The 24819-nt window shown below is 39.6% G+C and carries 21 protein-coding genes; 14 read left to right on the forward strand and 7 right to left on the reverse strand.

Annotation, left to right across the window (positions count from 1 at the left end):
* Positions 1–2: 2 nt before the first annotated feature.
* Positions 3–578, reverse strand: a complete 576-nt coding sequence (locus AC5NT5_RS03190; RefSeq protein ID WP_290192172.1) for a glutathione peroxidase — start codon at positions 576–578, stop codon at positions 3–5.
* An 81-nt stretch (positions 579–659) separates the two neighbouring features.
* Between AC5NT5_RS03190 and AC5NT5_RS03195 the strand changes: the two genes are divergently transcribed.
* The 3 genes from AC5NT5_RS03195 to AC5NT5_RS03205 all read left to right on the forward strand — a co-directional run bounded on the left by AC5NT5_RS03195 (position 660) and on the right by AC5NT5_RS03205 (position 4444).
* The gene (locus AC5NT5_RS03195) at positions 660–1148 is read left to right on the forward strand and encodes a GNAT family N-acetyltransferase (protein ID WP_170071700.1); all 489 of its coding nucleotides are present in this window, start codon (positions 660–662) and stop codon (positions 1146–1148) included.
* A 119-nt stretch (positions 1149–1267) separates the two neighbouring features.
* Positions 1268–3262, forward strand: coding sequence for a sensor histidine kinase (locus tag AC5NT5_RS03200; protein WP_494513359.1), 1995 nt, complete (start codon positions 1268–1270; stop codon positions 3260–3262).
* Positions 3263–3316: 54 nt separating this feature from the next.
* The gene (locus tag AC5NT5_RS03205) at positions 3317–4444 is read left to right on the forward strand and encodes a response regulator (protein ID WP_058154163.1); all 1128 of its coding nucleotides are present in this window, start codon (positions 3317–3319) and stop codon (positions 4442–4444) included.
* Between the two features lie 34 nt (positions 4445–4478).
* On the opposite strand, the gene queG is transcribed toward AC5NT5_RS03205, so the two are convergent.
* The 4 genes from queG to AC5NT5_RS03225 all read right to left on the reverse strand — a co-directional run bounded on the left by queG (position 4479) and on the right by AC5NT5_RS03225 (position 8512).
* Entirely contained in the window at positions 4479–5612 is a 1134-nt protein-coding gene (queG, locus tag AC5NT5_RS03210; RefSeq protein ID WP_494513360.1) for a tRNA epoxyqueuosine(34) reductase QueG, read from the reverse strand.
* Between the two features lie 66 nt (positions 5613–5678).
* Complete coding sequence (locus AC5NT5_RS03215; protein ID WP_494513361.1) at positions 5679–6899, reverse strand: methyl-accepting chemotaxis protein; 1221 nt, start codon at positions 6897–6899, stop codon at positions 5679–5681.
* 45 nt (positions 6900–6944) lie between these two features.
* Positions 6945–7649 (reverse strand): glycerophosphodiester phosphodiesterase, encoded by a 705-nt coding sequence (locus AC5NT5_RS03220; protein WP_182670918.1) that lies wholly within the window; start codon positions 7647–7649, stop codon positions 6945–6947.
* Positions 7646–8512, reverse strand: a complete 867-nt coding sequence (locus tag AC5NT5_RS03225) for a DMT family transporter (protein WP_494513362.1) — start codon at positions 8510–8512, stop codon at positions 7646–7648. Before AC5NT5_RS03225 ends, AC5NT5_RS03220 begins: the two co-directional genes overlap by 4 nt.
* A gap of 158 nt (positions 8513–8670) precedes the next feature.
* On the opposite strand from AC5NT5_RS03225, the gene AC5NT5_RS03230 reads away from it, so the two are divergent.
* The 6 genes from AC5NT5_RS03230 to rlmB all read left to right on the forward strand — a co-directional run bounded on the left by AC5NT5_RS03230 (position 8671) and on the right by rlmB (position 14812).
* Entirely contained in the window at positions 8671–8841 is a 171-nt protein-coding gene (locus tag AC5NT5_RS03230; RefSeq protein WP_167380508.1) for a hypothetical protein, read from the forward strand.
* The gene (locus tag AC5NT5_RS03235) at positions 8838–9938 is read left to right on the forward strand and encodes a sensor histidine kinase (RefSeq protein WP_058154166.1); all 1101 of its coding nucleotides are present in this window, start codon (positions 8838–8840) and stop codon (positions 9936–9938) included. Before AC5NT5_RS03230 ends, AC5NT5_RS03235 begins: the two co-directional genes overlap by 4 nt.
* Complete coding sequence (locus AC5NT5_RS03240) at positions 9938–10552, forward strand: response regulator transcription factor (protein ID WP_494513363.1); 615 nt, start codon at positions 9938–9940, stop codon at positions 10550–10552. The genes AC5NT5_RS03235 and AC5NT5_RS03240 overlap by 1 nt, the downstream gene beginning before the upstream one ends.
* A gap of 100 nt (positions 10553–10652) precedes the next feature.
* Positions 10653–11387, forward strand: coding sequence for an enoyl-CoA hydratase/isomerase family protein (locus tag AC5NT5_RS03245; protein ID WP_494513364.1), 735 nt, complete (start codon positions 10653–10655; stop codon positions 11385–11387).
* Positions 11388–11576: 189 nt separating this feature from the next.
* Complete coding sequence (gene rnr, locus AC5NT5_RS03250) at positions 11577–14072, forward strand: ribonuclease R (RefSeq protein ID WP_494513365.1); 2496 nt, start codon at positions 11577–11579, stop codon at positions 14070–14072.
* Entirely contained in the window at positions 14069–14812 is a 744-nt protein-coding gene (gene rlmB / locus AC5NT5_RS03255) for a 23S rRNA (guanosine(2251)-2'-O)-methyltransferase RlmB (RefSeq protein WP_002958023.1), read from the forward strand. Before rnr ends, rlmB begins: the two co-directional genes overlap by 4 nt.
* A 430-nt stretch (positions 14813–15242) precedes the next feature.
* On the opposite strand, the gene AC5NT5_RS03260 is transcribed toward rlmB, so the two are convergent.
* Together AC5NT5_RS03260 and AC5NT5_RS03265 are read right to left on the reverse strand one after the other, a co-directional pair.
* A complete protein-coding gene (locus tag AC5NT5_RS03260; RefSeq protein ID WP_494513366.1) occupies positions 15243–17399 on the reverse strand; it encodes a TonB-dependent receptor family protein in 2157 nt (718 codons plus the stop codon).
* A gap of 212 nt (positions 17400–17611) precedes the next feature.
* Entirely contained in the window at positions 17612–18457 is an 846-nt protein-coding gene (locus tag AC5NT5_RS03265; protein WP_494513367.1) for a LysR family transcriptional regulator, read from the reverse strand.
* A gap of 126 nt (positions 18458–18583) precedes the next feature.
* Between AC5NT5_RS03265 and AC5NT5_RS03270 the strand changes: the two genes are divergently transcribed.
* From AC5NT5_RS03270 to AC5NT5_RS03290, 5 genes are all read left to right on the forward strand, one after another.
* Positions 18584–19183 (forward strand): hypothetical protein, encoded by a 600-nt coding sequence (locus AC5NT5_RS03270; RefSeq protein WP_494513368.1) that lies wholly within the window; start codon positions 18584–18586, stop codon positions 19181–19183.
* Positions 19184–19281: 98 nt separating this feature from the next.
* The gene (gcvT, locus tag AC5NT5_RS03275; protein ID WP_494513369.1) at positions 19282–20364 is read left to right on the forward strand and encodes a glycine cleavage system aminomethyltransferase GcvT; all 1083 of its coding nucleotides are present in this window, start codon (positions 19282–19284) and stop codon (positions 20362–20364) included.
* A 73-nt stretch (positions 20365–20437) separates the two neighbouring features.
* Positions 20438–20827, forward strand: a complete 390-nt coding sequence (gcvH, locus tag AC5NT5_RS03280; RefSeq protein WP_002958029.1) for a glycine cleavage system protein GcvH — start codon at positions 20438–20440, stop codon at positions 20825–20827.
* A 161-nt stretch (positions 20828–20988) separates the two neighbouring features.
* Positions 20989–23880, forward strand: a complete 2892-nt coding sequence (gcvP, locus tag AC5NT5_RS03285; RefSeq protein WP_494513370.1) for an aminomethyl-transferring glycine dehydrogenase — start codon at positions 20989–20991, stop codon at positions 23878–23880.
* A 336-nt stretch (positions 23881–24216) separates the two neighbouring features.
* Positions 24217–24501 (forward strand): addiction module antidote protein, encoded by a 285-nt coding sequence (locus AC5NT5_RS03290; protein WP_007579952.1) that lies wholly within the window; start codon positions 24217–24219, stop codon positions 24499–24501.
* Positions 24502–24819 lie beyond the last annotated feature (318 nt).

A 24819-nucleotide genomic window follows, 5' to 3' on the forward strand; every position in this document is an offset into this window, starting at 1 on the left:
ACTTATTTATTAGAAAACACAGTTTCAATTGCAGTAATCATTTGCTCTGAGTTAGGTGCCACTTTACTGTTAAACCGTAAAATTGTTTTACGATCAGCAGACACTAAGTATTTATAAAAGTTCCAATTTGGAGAGCTAGTTTGCTCATTCAAATATTTAAAAATTGGATTTGCTTCGCTACCACGAACTTTGCTGGTGGCAAACATGGGAAAAGTTACACCATAGTTTACAAAGCATACTTTTGCTGTTTCTTTTTCATTATCTTCTTCTTGAAAAAAGTCATCAGAGGGGAACCCTAATACGACTAAACCTTGATCTTTGTATTGTTGATATAATGCTTCAAGGCCTTTAAATTGAGGCGTAAACCCACAATTACTCGCCGTGTTTACTATCAATAAAGGCTTATTTTTGAATTTGCACAAGTTAATCGATTCTTTTGAGCGAAGCTTTCGCATATCTACATTAGTAAAATCTTGACAGTTTTGGGCAGAAGTTTGGTTAATAGTTGATGATGTTTCAGCTTGGAGTGAAGTATTAATAAATAAAGCCATTAATCCTATTATAATTTTTTTTAGCATTACATTACCTAAAATTTACGATTGTTTGATTGGATAATCATACGCTAATATGGAACAAATTGATCAACCCCCAAATGACCTATGACAATCCGTTTAGCAACTATTAATGACCTTAAAGAAATTGTAGCCATTTACAACGAAACTATTGCAGGGCGAATGGTAACTGCAGATACCGAAGAAGTGACCGTTGACGAAAAGCGTGACTGGTTTAATAGCCATAACGATAAGAGGCCTATTTACGTTTATTGCGAAAATAACCAAGTACTTGCTTGGGTGAGCTATAAATCGTTTTATGGCCGTCCTGCTTACGATGGCACAGTAGAAATGAGCATTTATATTACCAGTAAAGCACAAGGTAAAGGGCTTGGTAAAAAGTTAATGATATTTGCCCAAACACAAGCTAAGCAACTAAATATTAAGGTATTACTCGGTTTTATTTTTAGTCATAACTTACCGAGTGTTAAATTGTTTAAACATTTTGATTTTGCAATATGGGGTGAGTTGCCAAGTGTTGCAATAATGGATGATAAGGCGTACAGCCTTACTATTTTTGGAAAACATCTGGAATAAATTATTTTTCATAATGTTGTAATATTTTTTTACAAAATAAGACGAAGGGTTTATGCCAATTAAATAAAAATAGACTACGCTATTAACATATTAAGTTTATTAATTTGAAGTGTAGCTTGATGATTCGAAAAATATTAATTGTTGATAGTAGCAGTGTCATCGCAATGCGTGTGAAAGTGCTTTTAGAATTAATAGGATGTGAAGTCGAATTAATTCATTTCAGCATGCTAGACATGTATACCAATATAGGCGACTACGACTTAGTCGTTGTTGCCCATGGTGTGCCTGTTGATTCTATAAAACCCCTTGTTAGTGAAGTAGCGCAAGAGCGTTTTATGTTACTTGCTCCAAAAGCTGAAAGTGGTGAGCAACTAACTGCATTTAGTGAGCTAAATCATGCTGCGCCTGACGCAACCGTGATCTACCCGTTTTTTTCTAATAAAGAAATTACTTCTCTTTTAGAGAGCCTACTAGAATTAGGCTCTAATCATATTTTGCAATTACCCGCTATTTTACTCGTCGATCATGTTCCTGAACGCCTCGAAAAAATGAAAAATAGCTTAATCGGCGCTCATATAGAGACTCATACAGCAACCACCTCCGCAGAAGCTTTAGAAATTACTAAAGAAAAGCAAATCGATATACTGATAAGCGATTTTGTTTTAGATGACGGAACAGGTTTAGAAATTTTTTCAAACTTAAAAGTAACGCAACCACATTGTCGCTGCTTACTATTTACCTCACGTCCCGATCAAGTTTCGATGATTGAAGCTATTCGTCAAGGTGTGGAAGACGTACTTATTAAGCCACTGAACGACAGCTCACTATTACAATCAATACATAAATTATGGCAAACAGAGTTATTAAAACGCCACAACGCAGAACTTGTTGAAAGGCTACAAGATACAGTTGATGCCCTGATTGAAAAAGACAGTCTACTCCAGGTTATTTATAAGCATACGCCCGATGCAATTATGTTGTTTGAGAAATGCGGTAGAGTGATAGAAGCTAATGATGCTTGTTTAAAACTATTTAACTTACCGTTTAACGAACTAGAAGGTAAATCAGTATTTAGCTTTTTAGATGATGATTCAACGTTAGGTATTAAAAATAAAATTTCGACATTAAATAGTAATCGACAATTTAGCTGCGATTTACGTTTATCTAAAACAGCAGGAGGTTATATACCCTTAGTTGGCTCTTTTAATGAGATAGATCACCATGGCGAAATAGCACTTGCGGTCATATTTAAAAATGTAACCCATCTTAAGCAAAAAGAGGATTTATTACTTGAAGCAAAAGATGTTCTTGAAGAGCAAGTAAGAGCACGTACTTCACAACTCGAGCATGCTAAAAATGTGGCTGAGGCTGCAAACTTAAGTAAATCAGAATTTTTAGCAAACATGTCGCATGAACTTCGAACACCTATGCACTCTATTTTAAGCTTTTCTCGTTTTGGTTTAAGTAAATTAGAAGCTGGAGATTTTGCAAAAGAAAAACTCATTAAGTATTTATCGCGAATAGAGAGTAGTGGTGAGCGTTTACTGTCGTTACTAAATAATTTACTCGACCTATCTAAGCTAGATGTAGGCAAGTTTCCATTTAACCCTCGTCCCTATAATTTAGCGAATATTATTAAAACAAGTATTGATGATGTGTCTGGTACGGCAATGGAAAAAGAAATTGAGATTATATTTACCGCACAGCCATTACCTGTAATTGCACAATGTGATGAAGAGCAAATAAACCAGTTACTTCGAAACGTACTAGGTAACGCACTTAAATTTAGCGAACCTAAAAGTAAAATACGGGTAAATTTAGAGTCAGATAATAAGCTTGCTACTATAGAGGTTACCGATAATGGGGTCGGTATACCAGAAGATGAGTTGGAGCATATTTTTACTAAGTTTGTGCAAAGCAGTAAAACAAATAGTGGTGCTGGTGGCACAGGGTTAGGCCTTGCATTGTGTAGAGAGTTTGTATCTTTACACCAAGGTGAAATCACTGCACGTAACAACGAAAATGGTGGTGCAACTATATCTATACAAGTGCCATTAGAAATAAACTTAGACGAGCATTTAGCTGAAGATCAGTTAATACAACACACTAATTAATTGTTTTTTGGCATACCAAGTAACTTTTTAAAGAATTTAAATGGATGATAAATTATGGCCTTAACTAAAATACTTGCCGTTGATGACGAACCCTTTAACCTTGAAATTATTGAGGAAATTTTAGAGGATCTTGATTTTGAATTACAAGTAGCAACGAATGGTCCTGAGTGTTTAAACATGGTTGAGGGCTATATGCCTCAGGTTATATTGCTCGACGTAAGTATGCCGCAAATGAACGGCTATGAAGTATGTAAGGCACTTAAAGCAAATCCAAATACAGCACACATTATTGTTATGTTTGTGTCTGCTCGTGGCACAGTTGAAGAGCGCATGGAAGGCTACTCGGTTGGTGCAGAAGACTATATTGTAAAACCCTTTGGCCATGATGAACTTAAGTCAAAGCTTAAAAATTTAAATCAAGTACTCGTTGAAAAACAAAGCCTAGAAAAGCAAGTTGAAGATGCAACATCAACTGCATTTAATGCAATGGCCAATAGCAGTGAAATGGGGCAAATAGTTAACTACGTTGAAAACATAGGCTTTATTAACGATCCTCAAGAGCTAGGTAAAGCGCTTGTAGATTGCCTGCAGTCTTTTGATTTACAAAGCAATGTAGAATTTAGAGAAAATAATGAAATTAGCCACTTTGCGCTAAACGGCGTGTGTTCACCTATTGTGGTGGAGCTATTTGAAATGCTGAAAAACAAAGGGCGCTTACATGAGTTTTCGCACCGAATTTTAGTTAACTATGAATTGATTAGCTTACTTATTTTAAATATGCCCGATCATGACCCTGATAAGCATGGTCGTATACGCGACCACGTATGTTTTATTGTCAGTGTTACCGAGCAGCAGCTACGCGCCATCATGACCAAGAAAATGCTTGAATCACAACGAGCGAAACTTAATGCCGTAGCAAGTACTGTTCATAGTAAGTTTCATAGCTTAATTAGCTTGTTGAATGAAAACCGTCAAAACAACGAAAAAGTGTTTAAACAGTTACAAGAAGAGCTCGAAGAACGTATCCCATCAATGGGACTGGATGAAGATCAGGAGGTGTTTATTTATAAAAAAGTAGATGAAACTATCCAAAACTCAGTAGCAAGAGAAGAGTCTGTTAAACAAGTCAAAGCAGCCTTTACAGAGATAGAACAAGATCTATCGTTACTTTTGAAAAACTAGTTACTTCGCAATATAAAGGTTTACTTAAGCGGTGCTATGCATCCCTTGGTAAGCCTTTTTCTACAATTCTAATTAACCTAGCTGTTTTGCGAATTTGTAATCGTTGTTTATCGTTTTGCTGAGCAAGTGCCCATTCAATATGTTCTAAAACAAGTTCGCTGCATATTTGGCTTTTATCTTGTAGGGCATTAATAATAGCGGGACTGAACTCTGCATTACCTAATCCAACTGCTAAATTACGTAACCAACGTTCGTGACCAATGCGGCGAATAGGGCTGCCTTCGGTATTTTTTAAAAATGTAGGCTCATCCCAAGCAAACAGCTCAAGTAAATCCTTATCTTTTAATTGAGTACGCGGATAAAAGTCATTTTCGTCAGTTATTTGTCCATAACGATTCCAAGGGCATACCAACTGACAATCATCACAACCATAAACACGGTTACCTAATAAAGTTCGGTATTGCTCTGGTATTGGCCCTTGGTGTTCTATGGTTAAGTACGATATACATTTACGAGCATCAACAACGTAGGGTTCTACAATTGCACCTGTTGGGCAAAGAGTAATACAAGCAACGCATTTTCCGCAGCCTTCAAAGGTGTTTTCTGCATCAATTGGTAGAGGTAAATCAATAAATAGCTCGCCTAAAAAGAACCACGACCCAGCTTCTTGGTTAATCAATAAAGAATGCTTACCACGCCACCCTAAGCCCGCTTTTTCGGCAAGTTGACGCTCAAGTACAGGAGCTGAATCTACAAAGGGTCTAAAGCCATACTCGCCAACTTCTTGCTCTATTTTTTGGCCGAGTTTTTTTAAACGATTACGCATTAATTTATGGTAATCGCGACCTAATGCATAGCGGCTTATATATGCTTTTTCTTTATTTTTTAAGGTTTTTGCAAAGCCAGCATCGGGAGGCAGATAATTCATTTTTACAGATATAACACGCTGTGTACCAGGTACTAATTCAGCAGGGCGGGCGCGTTTCATACCGTGGGCAGCCATATAATCCATCGAGCCGTGGTAGCCTGCATCAAGCCAACGTTGCAATTGGGCTTCGTGCTTAGATAAGTCAATATCAGTAATGCCCACTTCGCTAAAGCCAAGCTCTTGCCCCCAGGTTTTTATTTGCAGGGCTAATTTTTCATAGTCTGGGGTAGGGTTGCTCACACGCTTTACACAATTAAATTAATAGCTGCGTAATTTACCATATTTCTCTGAGCCCGAAAACGCTTCTTAGTGCACAAAGCGTTTTAACTGTTGTTGGGTTTGTAAGCTTAGCTGTTGAGATTGCTCGCTATCGGCTAATGCCGTATCTATTTGTTGTTTAGCTTGCTCCCCTAAAGCTACGATTTGCTCTACCGATTGGTGAGTCGTACTTTGGGCGCCCTCAAGCAAATGTACAGCACTGGCTATTTGTTGCAGCTGCTGCTGGTTGTGCTCAAACTCACTAAGCATTTTAGTAAAGCCATCACAGGTTGCACTAATTGAGCTTTGTGCGTTATTAGAGTGAGACATTAATTGCTCTGACTCTTTATTTGTCTCGTTTACCAAATGATTCATCTGATTTATAAAGTCGCTAATCTGCCTAGTTGCGCCACTTACCTTTATTGAAAGCGTGCGTACTTCGTCTGCAACTACGGCAAATCCTCTGCCAGCTTCACCCGCTCTAGCTGCTTCTATTGCGGCGTTGAGGGCTAACAAATTAGTTTGATCAGAAAACTCTTCAACCATTTTTAAAATACTACGAATGTTTTCACTGTTCTCTTTTAGTCCCGCAATTGTATTTGAAAAGCTACCTAGCATATTAGTAATAAGTTTCACCTGCTCTACTAAAGCAGCGAGTTCTGATGCAGATAGTTTTACAAAGTTAAGGTGTTCATTATTAACGTTATGTACGCTATCTGTATTATTTACTATGTCTTGTAAGCTTTGGGTTATTTGCATACTGGCATTAATAATACTGTGGCTTAACTGTATTTGTTGCTCACTTGATTGCTCAGTATTTTTCATTGATTCAGTGACTTGTGTATTGCTGTGAGCACTAGCTTGAGCACTGCTATATGTTGTGCTGAGTAACTCACTTAAATGGGCAGTAAATATATTGTATTGTGAACTTAAATCTTTAAATTCGTCATACGAAAACTGGGGAAGTTTTGCTGCTAAATTTGCATCTTGTTGGTTTATTTCTATCAAAGTATCGCGCATAGCAGTAACAGGGCGAACAATTAAAAAACGCATATAAAAAAGAGTAAAAATAAAACCAGATATAATCACAAGCGAAAGCAGCCAAAATAGCCCTGTACTTTGCTGTTGTTCGCTTAAACTCTGATGCAGCCAAAATAACGTAATTGCTTGGAACAATAATACAAAACTTAAATTACCGACTATTTTACGGGTTAACGTAAAAAAGAATGTTTGCTCTATATAGTTATAAATTTTCATAAAACCACTCATTATGCTCAAGCCCTACGATTGTTATTTAAGTGAGGGGAATGTAAGTTAGCCTTTTTGTAACGACAACAAGTAAGCTTTGGTTCGCGCTGGGTAATTTGTAAAAATTCCGTCTATGCCATACTCAAGCATTAGCGCTATATCTTCTTCCCTATCGACTGTATAAGCATAAATCTTTAGGCCTCTTTTTTTTGCATCCTCTGCAAAAGCCTTATTTATAAAGGTTTTATCTGCATGTACGCTATAAGCGTTTAAATCACTAGCAAACTTTGCATAGTTAATTGGAATAGAAGAAGTAAGGGCGCCTATTTTAAGCCATGGTAGCTTGTTTTTAAGCCACTGTAGTTGATGGTGATCAAACGATGATACTAAAATATTGGCTTTCGATATTTTTTTAGCTTCAATGTTTTGTTCTAATTGAGCCACAAACCTTTCTAGTGCAAACGTGTGTTTAAGCTCAATATTTAATAAAGATTTATTGTTATTCCAATCAAACAGCTGCTGAAGAGTAGGGATTTTTTCACCATTTCCAGCATCAAGCTTAGAGAGCTCATGAGCGGTAAAGTTACTCACCCTACCTTTACCGCTGGTGGTTCTATCAAGCCATGAGTCATGTATTACCATGTAATCATCTAAGGAACTTTGAATATCTACTTCAATACCATCAACACCTACTTTTAACGCTTCTAAAATAGCGCTTTTGGTGTTTTCAGGAAAATCCCCACTGGCACCACGGTGTGCAAATACTTTCATTGTCGAGCCTTTTTAGTGATTGACCACGTTTCAAAACAAGCGGCACTCACTATGAGTGCACCACCAACTAACGTCATAACAGTAGGACGTTCATGAATAATTACTATAGCCAGTATGGTGCCATAAAGTGGCTGCAAGCAAGAAATTAACCCCGCGGTTGCCGCTGATAAATGCTTTAAACTTGCTGCAAATAACGAGTGCGGTGTAGCTGTAAATATAACACCCGCTACAGCAATTAAAATCAGGTCGTGATTACTAACCTCATACACTGGTACTTCTATAAATACACACAACATAATGCTTGCCACTAAGGTTTGATAAAACATCGTTTGCGGCCCGCCATATTGGCTAAAGTAGCGCTTATGAGTAATGTTTCTTATTGAAAAAAACAATGCTGATATCACACCTGTTATTACACCTAGGGTTACATCATCGCCCAAGTTTGCACTTGGTACTAATAAGTAAATACCTAAAACAACCACCGCTGCACTTATTATATCTTTTGCTTTTGGCCTGCTTTTATTAAATAAGGGTTCTAAAAACACCGTCATTACGGGGTAGCTAAAAAATGCCAGCATTCCAATAGTTATACCGGCCATTTGCATACCAGCAAAATAGGTAACCCAGTGAATACCCACCGCAACACCTAAAAATAACGCAATAAGATAGTCTTTAGGTTTGTTGAGTTTAATTTGTTTTTTTTGAAAATAAAGCATGGCTAAAATAGCCATTCCTGCAATTGCAGTTCTGTAAACGGTAATATCTAAAGCATTTAACCCAATAAGTTTGGCAAATAGAGCGGTCCCGCCAAAAAGTAATACCGCTATGTGTAAATAAATTAAACTTTGTTGCTGAGGCTGCATTTAGTTTCCTTGTTGTACTTTTTGAATATATTAACATTGCTTAAAAATTCTTAAGATGAATTTTTTCCACATGACAAAAGTCATTAAAGTTGATGACACTTCACACTCTTATTATTTTTGTACGCGGGCATAGTTACCTTACTCAACAGGAGGTAGTTATGAATTCTTTAATTTTAATCAGCTTAACTATTAATGAAGTGCTAGAGGCGTTAAGTTTTACTATTACGTACGCAGATTGCTTTATGCTGGTATGCATTTTTATGTTATTTATATTTATTAATAAAAATAGTGCTATAAGTAAAAATAATATGTCTGAGGTATTAGTATGAGCTCGTTAAGCAGCTTTTCTCAACAAAGTGATAAAGGTTTTTGGAAATATGGACATTTAATTTTTACCGGCTTTTATTTACTCCCGCTAATAATTAATTTTGCGAGCTTTACCGTTAACCAAATTGTTATGTCTTTAGCCTTCTATGTTGCTTTTATTCTTTTGTATATAAAAGCAATAAACTGTAAAAGTGCAGGGGTGACTAAGTTATTTGTAGCCATGCTCTTAATTTGTTTTTGCGCTACTTTTTACACCACAGGTACGCCTACTTTATTTGGTTTCGTAGCCTATATAGCAGGCTACTCTTACAGCTCCCGTCAAAGAATTTATGCTGCGATCGCAATTATATTCACGGTTTTATTAAGCACATATATTGGTGATATAGGTAAGGTTCAATACTTTTTAGGCGTTGCTTTGATTCTATGCGCCACATTATTTAGTTACGGTATTGCAGCAAAAAGAGAAAGCTTATACAAAAAGCGCGAACAAGAAAGCGCTAACCAACTAGAGCAATTAGCAGCTATTGCAGAGCGAGAACGAATAGCTCGCGACTTACATGATATTTTAGGCCATTCACTTTCATCTATTGCTCTAAAGGCTGAGCTTGCTAATAAATTAAACCAAGGAGAGCGCTACGCTCAAGCAAATAGCGAAATTGCACAAGTGGCCGATTTGGCAAGGCAGTTACTTAGCGATGTAAGAAGCGCCGTAAGTGATTTAAAACAGCTTAATCTTGTCAGCCAAGTAGCACAGTTAAAGCAAAGGTTAATAGAGCAAGGGTTTAACGTTTCATTTAATGTGGTTTTAAATGCTCTGCCCGCTAAAGTAGAGGGTATAGCAGGCCTTATAATTAAAGAGGCAGTTACTAACTTATTACGCCATAGCAATACAAAAAATTGCGAAATAAATATAGAACAAACAGCGCAGCAGTTACTTATAACCGTAATTGACCATGGTCCGTGCAGTACATTGAATTCGGGCAATGGTCTAAATGGTATTAAAGAACGAGCAGAGCAACTAAATGGCAGTGCAGCATTTACCTGTGGCGATAATTTTACTTTAAAAGTAGTGCTGCCAATTACAGCTAAGGATTTATAATGATCAGAGTGTATTTAGTGGAAGATCAGGCGCTTGTGCGCGACGCAGTAGCAGCATTGTTAGGGCTTGATTTTAATATTGAGATTATTGGGCAAGCAAGTAACGGGCAAGATGCACTCAATGCAATTGAGGCGCTTGATAGTGATTTACACCCCGATATAATTTTAACTGATATAGAAATGCCGACCATGAATGGTATAGAGCTTAGCGAAAAAATAGCCGCTAAGTTCCCTGCTATAAAAATGGTTATTATGACCACATTTTCTCGTGCAGGTTATATTAGGCGAGCGCTTACGGCAGGTGTTAAAGGTTTTATTTTAAAAGAAGCACCCAGTGAAGAGTTGATAAATGCGCTTAAAAAAGTAATGCAGGGGCAAAAAGTGATAGACCCAGAGCTTGCTATTAATGCATTAGACGACACCGATCCGCTTACTGATAAAGAACGCAAAGCGCTTAAACTTGCAAGCGACGGCCTTAAAACAAGCGACATAGCCAAGCAGCTATTTATAAGCGAAGGGACTACGCGTAACTACCTATCAGACGCTATTGCAAAATTAAATGCCACTAACCGCATAGATGCTGCGCGTATAGCTAAACAAAAAGGGTGGCTTTAATTAGTGGGTTTATAAATTATAAGCAAAGTATTATTATGTTATGCATAAAAGTAACGAACAGCGCTTAAAATTAGCTTAAAAAGCGCTAAAAGAGGTTTTAATGGCAAATTTAATAGAACTAACAACTAAAAATAATATCGCTATACTCACCATGAATACCGCTGAAAACCGCCATAACCCAGCGTTTTTGGCTGAGTTTAATTTACACCTAGACCACATTGAAGCAGATCAAAACATTAAGTCAGTTATTTTAACGTCTTCAAGTGATAAAAACTGGTCATTGGGTATCGACCTTCAATGGATGTCTAATCCAAGTATTTTACCTGCAGCAATTTCTGACTTTATGATTCAAATAAGTGACTTATTTAAACGCATAGTTACTTTTCCTATGCCTATTATTGCTGCGTTAAACGGGCATACCTATGGTAATGGTTCTGTACTTGCGTGTGCGTGCGACTTTAGATTTATGAAATCAGACAAAGGCTTTTTTTGTTTTCCTGAAGTGGATGTAATGGTGCCGTTTGTTCCGTCGATGTTTCCTATAATTAATAAAGCTATTTCGCAAACCTTCTTTAATCGTCTAGCTATGTCAGGAGAGCGGGTTGGGGCACAGCAGTTGCTAGAGAACAAAGTAGTTGAAGCTGTGTTTACAAATAACGACGAACTACAAGCGGGTGTACTTGAGTTTGCCCAGCAGTTTAATAAAAATCGTTGGATTTACGCTCAAAATAAAACACAAATGAATAAGCAGATTTTACTTACGATGAAAGAAGAAGATCCAAGCTTTATTGATAATATAAGTAAACTGCTGTGGAAAAACCTACAAAAAAAATAGTATAGATTTTAGCATTGTTACGAGATGACTAAACACTTTGCAGTTAAGGGATCGTTAAGCCCCATTGCGCTAGATTTTTAAACTATACAGCAAGGTAAAAGTGCTTTCTTAAAAGTTTAATAGCTTTTACCTGTCTCATTATAACTATATGGGTTAAAATACCTACATAACCAACTAACAAGATAGTGAATGTCAAACCAAGATCCAAATCTCAGTCGAGAACAAGAAAAGTACGAAAACCCAGTCCCTAGTCGTGAGTTTATACTTACTCACCTTCAAGAGCGTTCAAAGCCTGCTAACTACGCGCAATTATGTGAAGAACTAGCAGTAAATGATGACGAACGCCAAATAGCATTTAAACGCCGCCTTCGCGCTATGGAGCGTGACGGACAGCTGTATTTCAATAAATTTAAATGCTACGCCCTAATTGACGAAGCCGGTTTAACCAAAGGCAAAGTAATAGGCCACAGAGACGGTTTCGGCTTTTTAGAAGTTGAAGGCGAGAGTAAAGATTGGTTTATTGCTAAGCACCAAATGAATATGGTGTTACATGGCGACATTGTACTAGCTAAAGGCACTAAACGTGGCTCTGGCTCAAAATGCGATGCACGTATTATAAAAGTGCTTACTAACGAGCGCGCGCCAATTGTTGGCCGTTACTTTGTTGAGCACGGTGTTGCTGTTGTAGTCGCTGAAGACCCGCGCATAACGCAAGATATAATGATTTTACCAGGCAACGAAAACGGTGCCCGCCATAACCAAATGGTGCAGGTTAAAATTACGCAAAACCCAAGCCGTAACATGAACGCGGTAGGTAAAGTTATAGATGTACTTGGTGAGCATTTAGCCCCAGGTATGGAAATTGAAGTTGCACTGCGCAATCACGATATTCCTCATGTATGGCCAGAAGAAGTTGAAGCTCAAGTTGCTCACCTAGGGGAATTTGTTGAAGAAGCCGACAAACAAGGTCGCGTAGATTTACGTGATTTACCACTTGTAACTATTGATGGCGAAGATGCACGCGACTTTGATGACGCCGTATATTGTGAACCTAAAAAATCAGGTGGCTGGCGCTTATGGGTTGCTATTGCCGATGTATCGCATTACGTAGGAATGAACACGCCACTTAACAAAGAAGCAATTTTGCGTGGTAACTCAGTGTATTTTCCTGAGCAAGTAATTCCGATGCTACCAAAAGTGCTTTCTAATGGATTATGTTCGCTTAATCCAAAAGTAGATCGCTTATGTATGGTTGCCGAAATGACCGTGTCGAGTGCGGGTAAACTTTCGGGTTATAAGTTTTACGAAGCCGTGATGAACTCGCATGCACGTTTAACTTACACTAAAGTAAATGCCATTTTACAAAACGACGAAAAACTACGCGAAGAATACTCAGCCGTTGTGCCACATTTAACTGATTTACAGCAAATGTACATGGCACTTAAAGCTGCACGACAAGACCGTGGTGCCATAGAGTTTGAAACCCTAGAAACACGTTTTGTATTTAACGCTCAGCGTAAAATAGAATCAATAGTGCCTGTTATTCGTAATGACGCGCACAAACTTATTGAAGAATGTATGATTTTAGCCAACGTATCAGCGGCTAAAATTCTTGAAAAGCACGAAGCAAGCGCGCTTTATCGTGTGCATGACGAACCAGATCAAGAAAAACTAGGTAACTTTACTAAGTTTTTAGGCGAGTTAGGTATTGAAAGCACATTAAGCGACGAGCCAACACCAAAAGAAATAACGCAAGTATTAGCGCGACTAGGTGACCGCCCAGAAGCTGAACTTATTCAAACTATGTTACTGCGTTCAATGAAACAAGCTGTATATCAGCCAGATAACATTGGTCACTTTGGTTTAGCGTTATCGGCTTACGCGCATTTTACATCGCCAATACGTCGTTACCCAGATTTAGTAGTGCATCGTGCTATTAAAGCAGTAATAAAAGCACAAGGTCAGCAAACGTCTGGCGAATATGCTTACACCGACGACGAAGTTGATCAACTAGGTGAGCAGTGTTCTACAACAGAGCGTCGTGCTGACGATGCAACTCGCGAAGTAGCTGATTGGCTTAAATGTGAGTTTATGCAAGACCATGTAGGTGAAGAGTTTGATGGTGTTATTTCATCGGTTACCAATTTTGGTTTGTTTATTCGTTTAGACGATTTACAAATTGATGGGCTTATTCACGTTACTAATTTAGGCGACGAGTTTTTTGCACATGATGCTGCAAAACACACCCTAATAGGAGAGCACTCTCACAAAGTTTATCGCCTTGGCGATAAGGTAACAGTTAAAGTTGCGTCGGTTAGTTTAGACGATCGCCGTATAAACTTAACGCTTAAAGGCGATGTTGCACAAGACAGATACTCACGTCGTCGTGCACCAAAAAAAGGTTCAGGTAAGTTTGAGCATGCGCCAGCAAGTGTGCGTTCGCAATTAAAAGCAGGCAAAGTACCAGGTAAAAAGTCGCACAGTGATGACAAACCAAAAGGTAAAAAAAAGCCAGCAAATAAAGATAAAGGCAAGCCTGCAAATAAGTCTGCAACAAAACCTGCAGATAAAAAAGCAGCAGACTCTGCCGTAAAGAAAAAACCAAAGAAGAAGGCCGTTAAAAAGCCTAAAAGAGCAGGCAAAAATGCCCGCAAACGTACTAGCCCAGGAGCAGACAATACGTGAGTAATGAATTAATTTTTGGCTTTCATTCTGTTGAAGCAATTTTAGAAAGCGAACCAGAGCGCTTTGTAGAAATTTACGCCCTTAAAGGCCGTGACGACAAACGCTCAACTCCGATTATTGATGAAGCACGTAAATTTGGTATTTCAGTACAGTTTATGCAGCGTAAAGCCCTTGATAGCAAATCAAAGGGTGAGCAGCATCAAGGTATTATTGCTAACGTAAAAGCAGCGCCAACGTTTAATGAAAAAGATCTTGATGCGATAATCGCTCGTGAAGACACACCGTTTTTACTTGTGCTTGATGGTATTACCGATCCGCATAACTTAGGCGCATGCCTACGTAGTGCAGACGCGGCAGGTGTTCACGCTGTGATTGTACCTAAAGATAAGTCGGCAAAGCTTAACGGTACCGCACGTAAAGTGGCCTGTGGCGCAGCCGAAACAGTACCGCTTATTCAAGTGACTAACCTTGCACGTACGCTTCGCGAAATTAAAGATGCAGGCGTATGGGTTGTAGGTACCGCTGGCGAAACTGATAACCACGTATTTGATGCAAGCTTAACGGGGCCAATGGCTATTGTTATGGGCGCAGAAGGCGAGGGTATGCGACGCTTAACACGTGAGCATTGCGATATGCTTGTTAAAATCCCAATGGCGGGTACTGTTTCAAGCTTAAACGTATCGGTAGCCACGGGTATTTGTTTGTTTGAAGTATTACGCCAACGTAACGCAAATAACTAATATATAAAACGATAAGTTTTATGTATTAAAAAGCCGAGATTGAAATTCAATCTCGGCTTTTTTGTGTCTGTAATTTACGCTTTTAACTTTGCACCAATTGTACTGAATTGATGCTCTATTATAGCGATAGGAAAATAACTCTATAGCAAGGCAAAAATAACGAAATATAGTTGTTCTTATATGAGTTATTTTTAACGCAGCTAGTGAACCATTTCTCCTATACAAAGCGCAGGTAAACGGTTTAATAACAAGGCAATAATTTAGATGTGTAGTACTTTTACATAAAAAATTATTAACGCTGTTAGTGAACCATTTCTCCTATATAAAGCGCAGGTAAACGGTTTAAAAACAAGGCAATAATTTAGATGTGTAGTGGTCTTACATAAAAAATTATTAACGCTGTTAGTGAACCGTTTAACCAGCTTTCAATTTAGAATGAGTAAGTGTAGCCCATCTGTACAGTACGCGGCTTACCTGGCTGAATGCCACCGTTTGAACGGTTAGCAACGTATGTTTTATCAAACAAGTTATCAACGCTTAGGTATACTTTTTGATTTTCATCGATTAAGTATTTAGCAGCTAAATCCCATACTACGCGGCTATCAATTGCATTTAAGCCCGCCTCAGTTAAGTTAGCATGCGCATCAGATACGTAACGTATTTGGCTGTTAACTACAAACGCAGAAAACTCAGCACCTAACGATAACGCTACTTGGTTTTCTGGTACGTAAGGCATTGCATCGCCTTTTTCTACCGCGCCCCAAATTTCTGAATCAAAATCGTTTTTAAACTCAGAGTCTGTGTAGGTGTAAGTTAATTTAACGGGGAACATAGCTGTATCAGTTGCAAACGTACGTGCTGCACTAAATTCAAAGCCCGCTACTTCTACTTCACCGTAGTTGTATTGGTCGCCAATGTTGTCGTCGCTACAACCAACCGCTGCAGTACAGTTACCGTGCATGTTGTCGTAGTCTGAGTAAAAGGCAATTACTTCACCGCTAAAGCCATCCATATTAAAGCGAGAGCCAAACTCAATGTTTACACTTTCTTCTTCTTCTTGGTCAGCATTACCAGGTGCTGCTGGCGCATAACCTTTTTGAATGCCCGCAAGTAGCGTTACGTTTTCGTTAAGCGTGTAAGTAGCACCTAGTGACGGCACTAAAATTTCAGTGTCGTTCGACACATCTTTAGTTAAACCGTTGCTGCGTGTTGGATCTGATTTAGACCACTCTTCACGCGTAATAGTAATGTCTTCATAACGAAGACCTGCACTTACTACTAATGCATCAATTGTCCACTCGTCTTGAATAAACAAGGTACTTGCTTCTGCGCTATCTACACGGTTGCTATCAGAGCCCGGAACGCCTTGCTCTGTAAGCGTTAAGCTTAGGTCTTGATTAAGTGTGTACTTGTCTTCCCATTGAAAACGATCCATTTCGTCTTCGTGGTAACGTACGCCAACAGTCACATAGTGATCGCCTGCAGGAATATGTAATTCAGACTGAATACCTTTAGCTTGGTAATCGCGGTTATTAGCTTTAATACCAATACCTTCAATACCTTCGCTTGTAGGGTTTGCTTCAAAATCGCTGTACTGCTCAAGGTAGCTTTCGCTTACTTTGCTGGCTTTATACCAGTTACGATGAAAATCGTTTAAGTAAGCCGTAGCTAAAAACTCATAGCCATCACCAAAACGGTACGCATAGTTTAGTTGGTATGCGTTGTGGCGCGTATTCATTTCATCGTTTTGCGATGCAGCATAACGACGGTAAGGACTTTCTTGATAGTCTTCGTCAGTTAAGCCCATGTAAGTTTCGTCTGATGTTTCGTCAGAGTACTTAATTTTTAGCTCAAGATTATGCGCATCGTTTTGACCAAACGTGTGGCCAAACTTTAATAGCAAATCTGTTTTTTCAAAGCCGGTGTTGTCATTGCCTACTGGCAGCTCTTTAAAGCCATCTGCGCCGTAAGTAAATACTTCAATTAAACCTGCTGTGTTATTTTTTTCTTTACCAAAGTAAGCGTGGCCTTTGTAGTAACCGTCGCTACCAAGGGCTGCATCTACCATACCTTTTGAGCTATTTGGCTCAGTTGGTAAGCTGCGCGAAAGTAAGTTTAAAACACCACCCGTAGTACGCGGGCCGTACTTAACTGAGGCTGCGCCTTTTAATACTTCAATAGATTCCATACGACCCATAGTAGGGAAGTAGTATGCAGAAGGTGCTGAATATGGTGCTGGAGCAACTAATACACCGTCTTCCATTACTGATATTTTATCGTTACGGCCAGTACCTGTACCGCGCATACCAATATTAGGACGAAGGCCATAACCGTCTTCTTCTTGCACGTAAACGCCCGGAACAGACGCTAAAACGCGAGAAATATCGGTAAACTGGAATTTTTGAAGATCTTCTTCAGAAATAAACGTAGCCGAACCAGGAATATCGTTAATTGCTTGCTGAGAGCCAATAACAGTAATTTGTTCAAAGCGTTGTTCTTTATTGCTGGTGTCTTTTGCTATTGCAGTAGCACTAAAAGACAAAGCAACCGCAGTTGCTAAAGTAGATACTAAAAACTTAGGGTTCATTGTGTTCCTAATCATGTCAATTATCTTAATTGGCGTAATTTGAACACGTTAACGAATGCGAATCAATGTTATTAACTATTTAATTATTCAGTTTAATAGAACTAAAAACACCTGCTTATGCAACTTAATTAACTAAATTGTTTCTTTTGTATTATTTTGTAATTGTTTTACTAACTATAAAGGCTGAACGATTTATACGTGCTACATAAGCGCTAGCCCAAGCGTAGGGCTATAAATTCAGCGAGTTTATCTACCGCATTTTCCGACTCACCCGAACTTTTAACCAAGCTAATACCAATATTACCAAGAGCTGGTAAATGCTTGGTTTGAACCTGATAGTTAAGCTCACTCGGTACTGTACTTTTGGCAAGTACCGTAATACCTAAGCCTTCTTTTAATGCAGCAATAAGGCCGGTTAAATCGGCGTTGCTATAAACTATTCGGTATTTAATGCCTGCACTTTTTAATGCATCAGTAGCACGGCGACGATAAATACACCCCTCTGGTGCGGTAACTAGGGTAACCACCTCGTTATGCGCAAGTGAAAGGTCGCCCACCCACACTAGTTCGTCTTGCATAAAAATAGGAAACTTATCAGAGTTGAGTCGCTCATTTAGCGCAAGTACTAAATCAAACTGATCTTGGCGAGAAGCCGAAAGCAAATGCTTACTTAAACGCGACTTAACCTCTAACGACACCTCAGGGTAGAGCGCCACAAAGTCGCCAATAATAGAAGGTAGTATGCGCGCTGCAAATTCGCTCGGAATACCCAAGCGCACTTTACCTGCAATGTTTTCTGAGGTGAACTGCTGCAAAATAGCATCGTTTTGTTGCATCATTTGTTTTGCCATAGGCAATAATAGCTCGCCGTACTGGTTTAATACTTGGCGCTGCCCTTGTTTTTTAAATAGTTTATAGCCAAGTACGTCTTCTAAGCGCTTTATTTGCAAACTTACAGCAGGTTGCGACAGGCCAAGTAAATCGCCTGCTTTAGCAAAGCCACCTATTTCAACTACCATTACAAAAGTACGTAAACCGTCTGTTGATATGTTTTTCATATTTAAAATTACAATTTATATAGCCATATATATAAGTATTATTTATCAATTGATAAATAATTACAATTTGTTGTTGATAGGCGTGGGCAATATACTTTTGTAATCGAAAATACACAGGTGTTTGTTATGACTTTTAACCCAATAATGTTTGCCCGCCACAGCAACGCAAGTAGTACGGTTACTAACGCTTTGCAAACTAACAACAATCACGTTGTAATGGATTTTAGCGGCACCGAAACCAGTGTATTTTTAAGCACTATTTTAGGCCTTGATTTAACTAAGCTTACCGCCAGCGGTTTAGGCTTAAAAGGCACGCTTGATGGCGACTATAATTCTGACTACAGTTTTGCTGTTTATTACTTTAGCGAAACTGCCTTTAGATTCGTCCTGCCACACAACGCAAGCCTTCAACTACAAGCGCTTATAAACGAGCAGCAATTACGTTTTGATATTGATTATGTAGTACGCACCGACCTAGCAAGCTTTATTTTAAGTGGCGACAACGCATTTGATACCCTAGTTAATGCTTTTAAATTAACACCAGGTTTGCGCCTTTCTGACGCGCAACTTTGCTACGGTGCACAAAGCGGTGATGTATTTATTACCGCCATTGATAAAAACGACGAACAACACTTTGTATTAGTCGCTAAACAACAAAAATTACAAAAATGGCAAAGCTACATGCAAGCGCAAGGTTTTGCACTTATGCATAGTGAAGCCGCATAACGAATAAAAACAACAGGTAAGCATAACAATGCTTGCCTGTTTTTATATCTATTTAAGCCACGCCCTAAACAGGGTTAATTTAAACGTGAAGGAATGTTATGACTTCTAAAACTGTACTACATGCTAAGCACCTAGAAGCGGGCGCAAAAATGGTTGATTTTCATGGCTGGGAAATGCCAATCAACTACGGCTCACAAATAGAAGAGCACAATAGCGTGCGTACCGACGCTGGTATGTTTGACGTATCACACATGACTATTGTTGATATTGAAGGGCCTCAAGCAAAAGCATTTTTACGTAAGCTAGTAGCTAACGACGTTGCAAAATTAACCGTACCAGGCAAAGCGCTTTACACAGGCATGCTTAACGAGCAAGGCGGTGTAATAGACGACTTAATTATTTATTTCTTTAGTGAAACGTTTTACCGCCTAGTTGTTAACTCAGCAACGCGCGAAAAAGACCTAGCGCATTTAGCTAACGTATCGAGCGACTTTGACGTAACTGTTACAGAGCGCCCAGAGTTTGCAATGATTGCAGTACAAGGCCCTAACGCTAAAGCAAAAACAGCCACTCTTTTAAATGCTGAGCAACAAGCAGCTGTTGAAGGTATGAAGCCGTTTTTTGGTGTTCAAGTAGGTGATTTATTTATTGCCACAACGGGTTATACTGGCGAAGACGGTTACGAAATAGTAGTACCGAACGACCAAGCAGCCGATTTATGGCAACAACTGCTAGACGCAGGTGTTAAGCCTGCTGGTTTAGGTGCACGCGACACGCTACGTTTAGAAGCAGGTATGAACCTTTACGGCCTAGATATGGACGAAAGCGTATCACCACTTGCAGCTAACATGGCATGGACCATTGCATGGGAACCAGAAGATCGTGACTTTATTGGTCGTGACGTGCTTGTTAAGCAACGCGCAGAAAAAAGCACTGACAAACTTGTTGGCTTAGTGTTTGAAGACAAAGGCGTTTTGCGTAGCGGTTCAAAAGTAATTGTTGACGGTGGTGAAGGGGTTATTACCTCAGGTACTTTCTCACCAACACTTGGTTTTAGTGTAGCCCTTGCACGTGTACCACGTTCAACAGGCGATACAGCTCAAGTAGAAATGCGTAAAAAATTAGTAAACGTTAAAGTAGTAAAGCCTAGCTTTGTACGTAACGGTAAATCAATAATTTAAATAATTTGGTTATATCAATCAGTGTAATTACAGTGATTGGTATCCTCCCAATATAAACCAAAGGACAAATAAAATGAGCAACATTCCTAGCGAGTTAAAATACGCACCTTCACACGAGTGGGTTCGTAACGAGGGCGACGGTACATTTACTGTTGGTATTTCTGAGCATGCACAAGAACTTCTTGGCGACATGGTATTTGTTGAATTACCAGAAGTTGGCGACGAAGTAGACGCTGGCGAAGACTGTGCAGTAGCAGAGTCGGTTAAAGCGGCATCAGATATTTACGCACCTATCAGTGGCGAAATTGTTGCTATTAACGAAGAACTTGAAGACTCACCAGAAACAGTAAACAACGACGCTTACGGCGACGGTTGGTTATTCCGTATTAAAGCATCTGACGAGTCTGAGCTAGACAATTTATTAGACGCTGAAGGTTACTCGCACACTATCGACGAAGAATAATCATTTTTTGTAGATAACTAAAAGCCCCGTTTAATGTATAAAAATGGGGCTTTTATGATTTTACAGCGTACAACCCCATACTGAGTGAGCTGTTAAATCGTCAAATATTTTAATTAATGCTAGTTACCCATTAGCATTTAGGATCATAGGAATCTGGATTCATGTCAAACGCCAAATCTCTTGAAGAACTAGAGCAAAAGCAAGATTTTATTCGCCGCCATATTGGGCCAAGCCCAGCACAAGTAAGCGATATGCTAAGTGCTTTAGAAGTATCGAGTGTGCAAGAGCTCATTGATCAAACTGTACCGGCTAGCATTCGTCTAGAGCAACCGTTAACAGTTGGACAAAGCCGTACTGAAGTTGAAACACTAAGCTACCTAAAATCAGTAGCAAGCAAAAATAAAGTTTTCAAATCGTACATTGGCCAAGGCTACCACCCAACTAACGTACCGCACGTAATTTTACGTAACGTACTAGAAAATCCAGGTTGGTATACAGCGTACACACCGTATCAGCCAGAGATTGCTCAAGGGCGTTTAGAATCATTATTAAACTTCCAAACTATGACCCTAGATTTAACAGGTCTTGATTTAGCAAGTGCATCACTACTTGACGAATCAACAGCGGCTGCAGAGGCTATGGGCCTTGCAAAACGCGTATCAAAAGCAAAAAAAGCCAATGCCTTTTTTATTGCAGACGACGTACACACACAAACAATCGACGTAGTAACAACGCGTGCCGAGCAGTTTGGTTTTGAAGTAATTGTAGGTAAAGCAGAAGATGCCGTTAACTTTGATATTTTTGGCGCATTGTTCCAATACCCAACTACATCAGGCGAAGTGGTAGACATAACAGACCTAATTGCTGGCGTACAAAGCAAAAAGGCCATTGCCTGTGTTGCTGCCGACATAATGAGTTTATTACTATTAAAAGCACCGGGTAAACTAGGCGCAGACGTAGTACTTGGTTCGGCTCAACGTTTTGGCGTACCTATGGGTTACGGCGGTCCACACGCTGCATTTTTTGCAACACGTGACGCATACAAACGTTCATTACCAGGTCGTATTATTGGTGTATCTAAAGACCGTTTAGGTAACGACGCACTACGTATGGCAATGCAAACGCGCGAACAACACATTCGCCGCGATAAAGCCAACTCAAACATTTGTACAGCGCAAGTATTACTTGCCAACATGGCAGCGTTTTACGCGGTGTACCACGGCCCACAAGGCTTAAAAACTATCGCGCAGCGCATACATCGCTTTGCTGATATTTTAGCAAGTGGTCTTAAAGCTAAAGGCATTGCACTTAAGCACAGCACTTGGTTTGATACGCTAACAGTAGTAAGCGATAGCAAAGACGACGTAATAGCACGTGCAATTGCAAAAGGCGTAAACTTTGCAACAAACCACGAAGGCGAGTACTCAATCTCGGTATCAGAGACAACAACACGTGCCGATATTACTGAGTTATTTGATATTATTTTAGGCGAAGGCCATGGCCTAAGTGTTGATGCTATTGCAGCAGACGTTGAAGCAAACGGCAGCGAGTCAATTCCTGCAAGTTTAGTACGTGACGACGAAGTACTAACGCATCCAAACTTTAACAGCTACCACAGCGAAACAGACATGCTTCGCTATATTAAGCGATTAGAAAGCAAAGACTTATCGCTTAATCACTCAATGATCTCGTTAGGCTCATGTACCATGAAACTAAACGCGACTGCTGAGATGATCCCAATTACGTGGCCTGAGTTTGCAAACCTTCACCCATTCTGCCCGCTAGATCAAGCAGAGGGTTACCAAATAATGATTGGCGAGCTACACGACTGGTTAGTAAACATTACCGGTTACGATGCAGTATCACTACAGCCAAACTCTGGCGCGCAAGGTGAATACGCAGGCTTAATCGCGATTCGTAAATACCACGAGTCACGCGGCGATGCACACCGTAATGTATGTTTAATTCCAAGCTCTGCGCACGGTACTAACCCTGCATCAGCGCAAATGGCAAGCATGAAAATTGTGGTAGTTAACTGCGACAAAAACGGTAACGTAGACATGGCAGACCTTAAAGCGAAAGCTGAGGAAGTGTCTGAAAACTTATCGTGCATCATGATCACATACCCGTCTACGCATGGCGTATACGAAGAAACAATTCGCGAAATTTGTGACATTATTCATGAGCACGGCGGCCAAGTTTACATGGACGGCGCAAACATGAACGCGCAAGTTGGTGTAACAAGCCCAGGCTTTATTGGCTCAGACGTATCGCACTTAAACTTGCATAAAACGTTTTGTATTCCACACGGTGGCGGTGGTCCAGGTGTTGGCCCAATTGGTGTTAAATCGCACCTTGCGCCGTTTATGCCGAACCACAGCGTAATTAACGTACCAGGTACTAACATTGGTAACGGTGCGGTATCGGCAGCGCCTTACGGGTCAGCCGCTATTTTACCTATTTCATGGGCTTACATTACCATGATGGGTTCAGAGGGCTTAAAACAAGCTACTGAAATGGCAATCGTTAATGCTAACTACTTAACGCATGAGCTAAGCAAGCACTTCCCAATTTTATACCGTGGTCGTAACAACCGTGTTGCTCACGAATGTATTGTTGACCTGCGCCCGCTTAAAGAGCAATCAGGCATTACTGAAATGGACGTAGCTAAGCGCTTGCAAGATTACGGCTTCCATTCACCAACTATGTCGTTCCCAGTAGCTGGCACATTAATGATTGAGCCAACTGAGTCTGAATCAAAAGGTGAGATTGACCGCTTTATCGAAGCAATGGTTTCGATTAAAGGCGAAATTGAAAAAGTAATTTCTGGCGAATGGTCAATCGAAAACAACCCGCTAGTGTTTGCACCGCATACACAAGGCGACGTATTAGGTAACGAATGGGACCGCGCGTACGACCGTTTTTACGCTGCATTCCCAGTGCCTGCAGTAGCTAAAAACAAGTTTTGGCCAACCGTTACACGTATTGATGACGTATACGGCGACCGTAACTTAGTATGTTCATGCCCAGCGGTTGAGACATATCGCGACTAAGAGCAGAGACTAATTTTATGACCTTTAATGGGTAGTAAGTTCCATTATAGTTTGGGGATTTATCAAAATTATAAAAGCCGTTGCAGCAATGCAACGGCTTTTTTGTGTGTGGTGATTCGCCATAAATAATATGGGCGTAGGTTGGGAAGAGTGAAACGAAACCCAACAAATCACAAATATACTTACTCGCTCACAACCCAAGAGTATGTGTTATTTATTGTAGGCGCTTAGCTTGCTGACGTGCTGGCGGCAGCTTTAAAGCTATAAATAACATTGTGCGCCTGTAGCTTTTAGGCTACATTAATTTAGCAAGTTGAATAAATTAGAGTAATTATTATGGCGCTACAAACATCAGATTTTAACCCGTTTGACTATATGGAAACACAGCAAGAAATTAATACATTTTTAGAAGAGTGTTTAGCTGATGACGATCCAAATACCTTTATTGAAGCACTTGGCTTATTAGTTAAAAAACATGGCGTGAGTGATATTGCTAAAGCAACGGGATTAAACCGTGAAAGCTTATATAAGGCCGTTAACGGTAAAACCAAGCCACGTTGGGAAACTATTTTTAAAGTTATGAAAGCACTTAACTTTCGCCTTACAACACAAGTTGCATAGGTTAGGCAAAGTGCAACGAAACCCGACGAATCACAAATATACTTACTCGCTTAAAAGCCAAGAGTATGTGTTATTTGTTGTAGACGTTTAGCTTGCTGACGCGCGGGCGATAGCCCGAATAAGTATCTAAATAGGTGCTTAGAATTTCTATTACAGATAACGCGAATACGTTTGGCACTTTCTAATGATTAGAAACCTTATTCAAGGTTTTGTCGCGCTGGCGACAGCAGCCAAAGAGGGGCTATAGATTTTCAAATTTTACTCTGCTGCAAGTAATTCATCCTTGAAGCTGGGTTACTGTCGGCATCCATGTCTTCA

The sequence above is a fragment of the Pseudoalteromonas sp. J2K-J599 genome (assembly GCF_059295115.2).

Bases quoted from the DNA above. Each gene is read 5' to 3' on its own strand.
- gcvH (WP_002958029.1), top strand. From the start codon at position 20,438: ATGAGCAACATTCCTAGCGAGTTAAAATACGCACCTTCACACGAGTGG.
- AC5NT5_RS03195 (WP_170071700.1), top strand. From the start codon at position 660: ATGACAATCCGTTTAGCAACTATTAATGACCTTAAAGAAATTGTAGCC.
- AC5NT5_RS03240 (WP_494513363.1), top strand. From the start codon at position 9,938: ATGATCAGAGTGTATTTAGTGGAAGATCAGGCGCTTGTGCGCGACGCA.
- AC5NT5_RS03245 (WP_494513364.1), top strand. From the start codon at position 10,653: ATGGCAAATTTAATAGAACTAACAACTAAAAATAATATCGCTATACTC.
- AC5NT5_RS03230 (WP_167380508.1), top strand. From the start codon at position 8,671: ATGAATTCTTTAATTTTAATCAGCTTAACTATTAATGAAGTGCTAGAG.
- AC5NT5_RS03215 (WP_494513361.1), bottom strand. From the start codon at position 6,899: ATGAGTGGTTTTATGAAAATTTATAACTATATAGAGCAAACATTCTTT.
- AC5NT5_RS03235 (WP_058154166.1), top strand. From the start codon at position 8,838: ATGAGCTCGTTAAGCAGCTTTTCTCAACAAAGTGATAAAGGTTTTTGG.
- AC5NT5_RS03205 (WP_058154163.1), top strand. From the start codon at position 3,317: ATGGCCTTAACTAAAATACTTGCCGTTGATGACGAACCCTTTAACCTT.
- AC5NT5_RS03225 (WP_494513362.1), bottom strand. From the start codon at position 8,512: ATGCAGCCTCAGCAACAAAGTTTAATTTATTTACACATAGCGGTATTA.
- rnr (WP_494513365.1), top strand. From the start codon at position 11,577: ATGTCAAACCAAGATCCAAATCTCAGTCGAGAACAAGAAAAGTACGAA.
- gcvT (WP_494513369.1), top strand. From the start codon at position 19,282: ATGACTTCTAAAACTGTACTACATGCTAAGCACCTAGAAGCGGGCGCA.
- AC5NT5_RS03290 (WP_007579952.1), top strand. From the start codon at position 24,217: ATGGCGCTACAAACATCAGATTTTAACCCGTTTGACTATATGGAAACA.
- AC5NT5_RS03220 (WP_182670918.1), bottom strand. From the start codon at position 7,649: ATGAAAGTATTTGCACACCGTGGTGCCAGTGGGGATTTTCCTGAAAAC.
- AC5NT5_RS03190 (WP_290192172.1), bottom strand. From the start codon at position 578: ATGCTAAAAAAAATTATAATAGGATTAATGGCTTTATTTATTAATACT.
- AC5NT5_RS03265 (WP_494513367.1), bottom strand. From the start codon at position 18,457: ATGAAAAACATATCAACAGACGGTTTACGTACTTTTGTAATGGTAGTT.
- AC5NT5_RS03270 (WP_494513368.1), top strand. From the start codon at position 18,584: ATGACTTTTAACCCAATAATGTTTGCCCGCCACAGCAACGCAAGTAGT.
- gcvP (WP_494513370.1), top strand. From the start codon at position 20,989: ATGTCAAACGCCAAATCTCTTGAAGAACTAGAGCAAAAGCAAGATTTT.
- AC5NT5_RS03200 (WP_494513359.1), top strand. From the start codon at position 1,268: ATGATTCGAAAAATATTAATTGTTGATAGTAGCAGTGTCATCGCAATG.
- AC5NT5_RS03260 (WP_494513366.1), bottom strand. From the start codon at position 17,399: ATGAACCCTAAGTTTTTAGTATCTACTTTAGCAACTGCGGTTGCTTTG.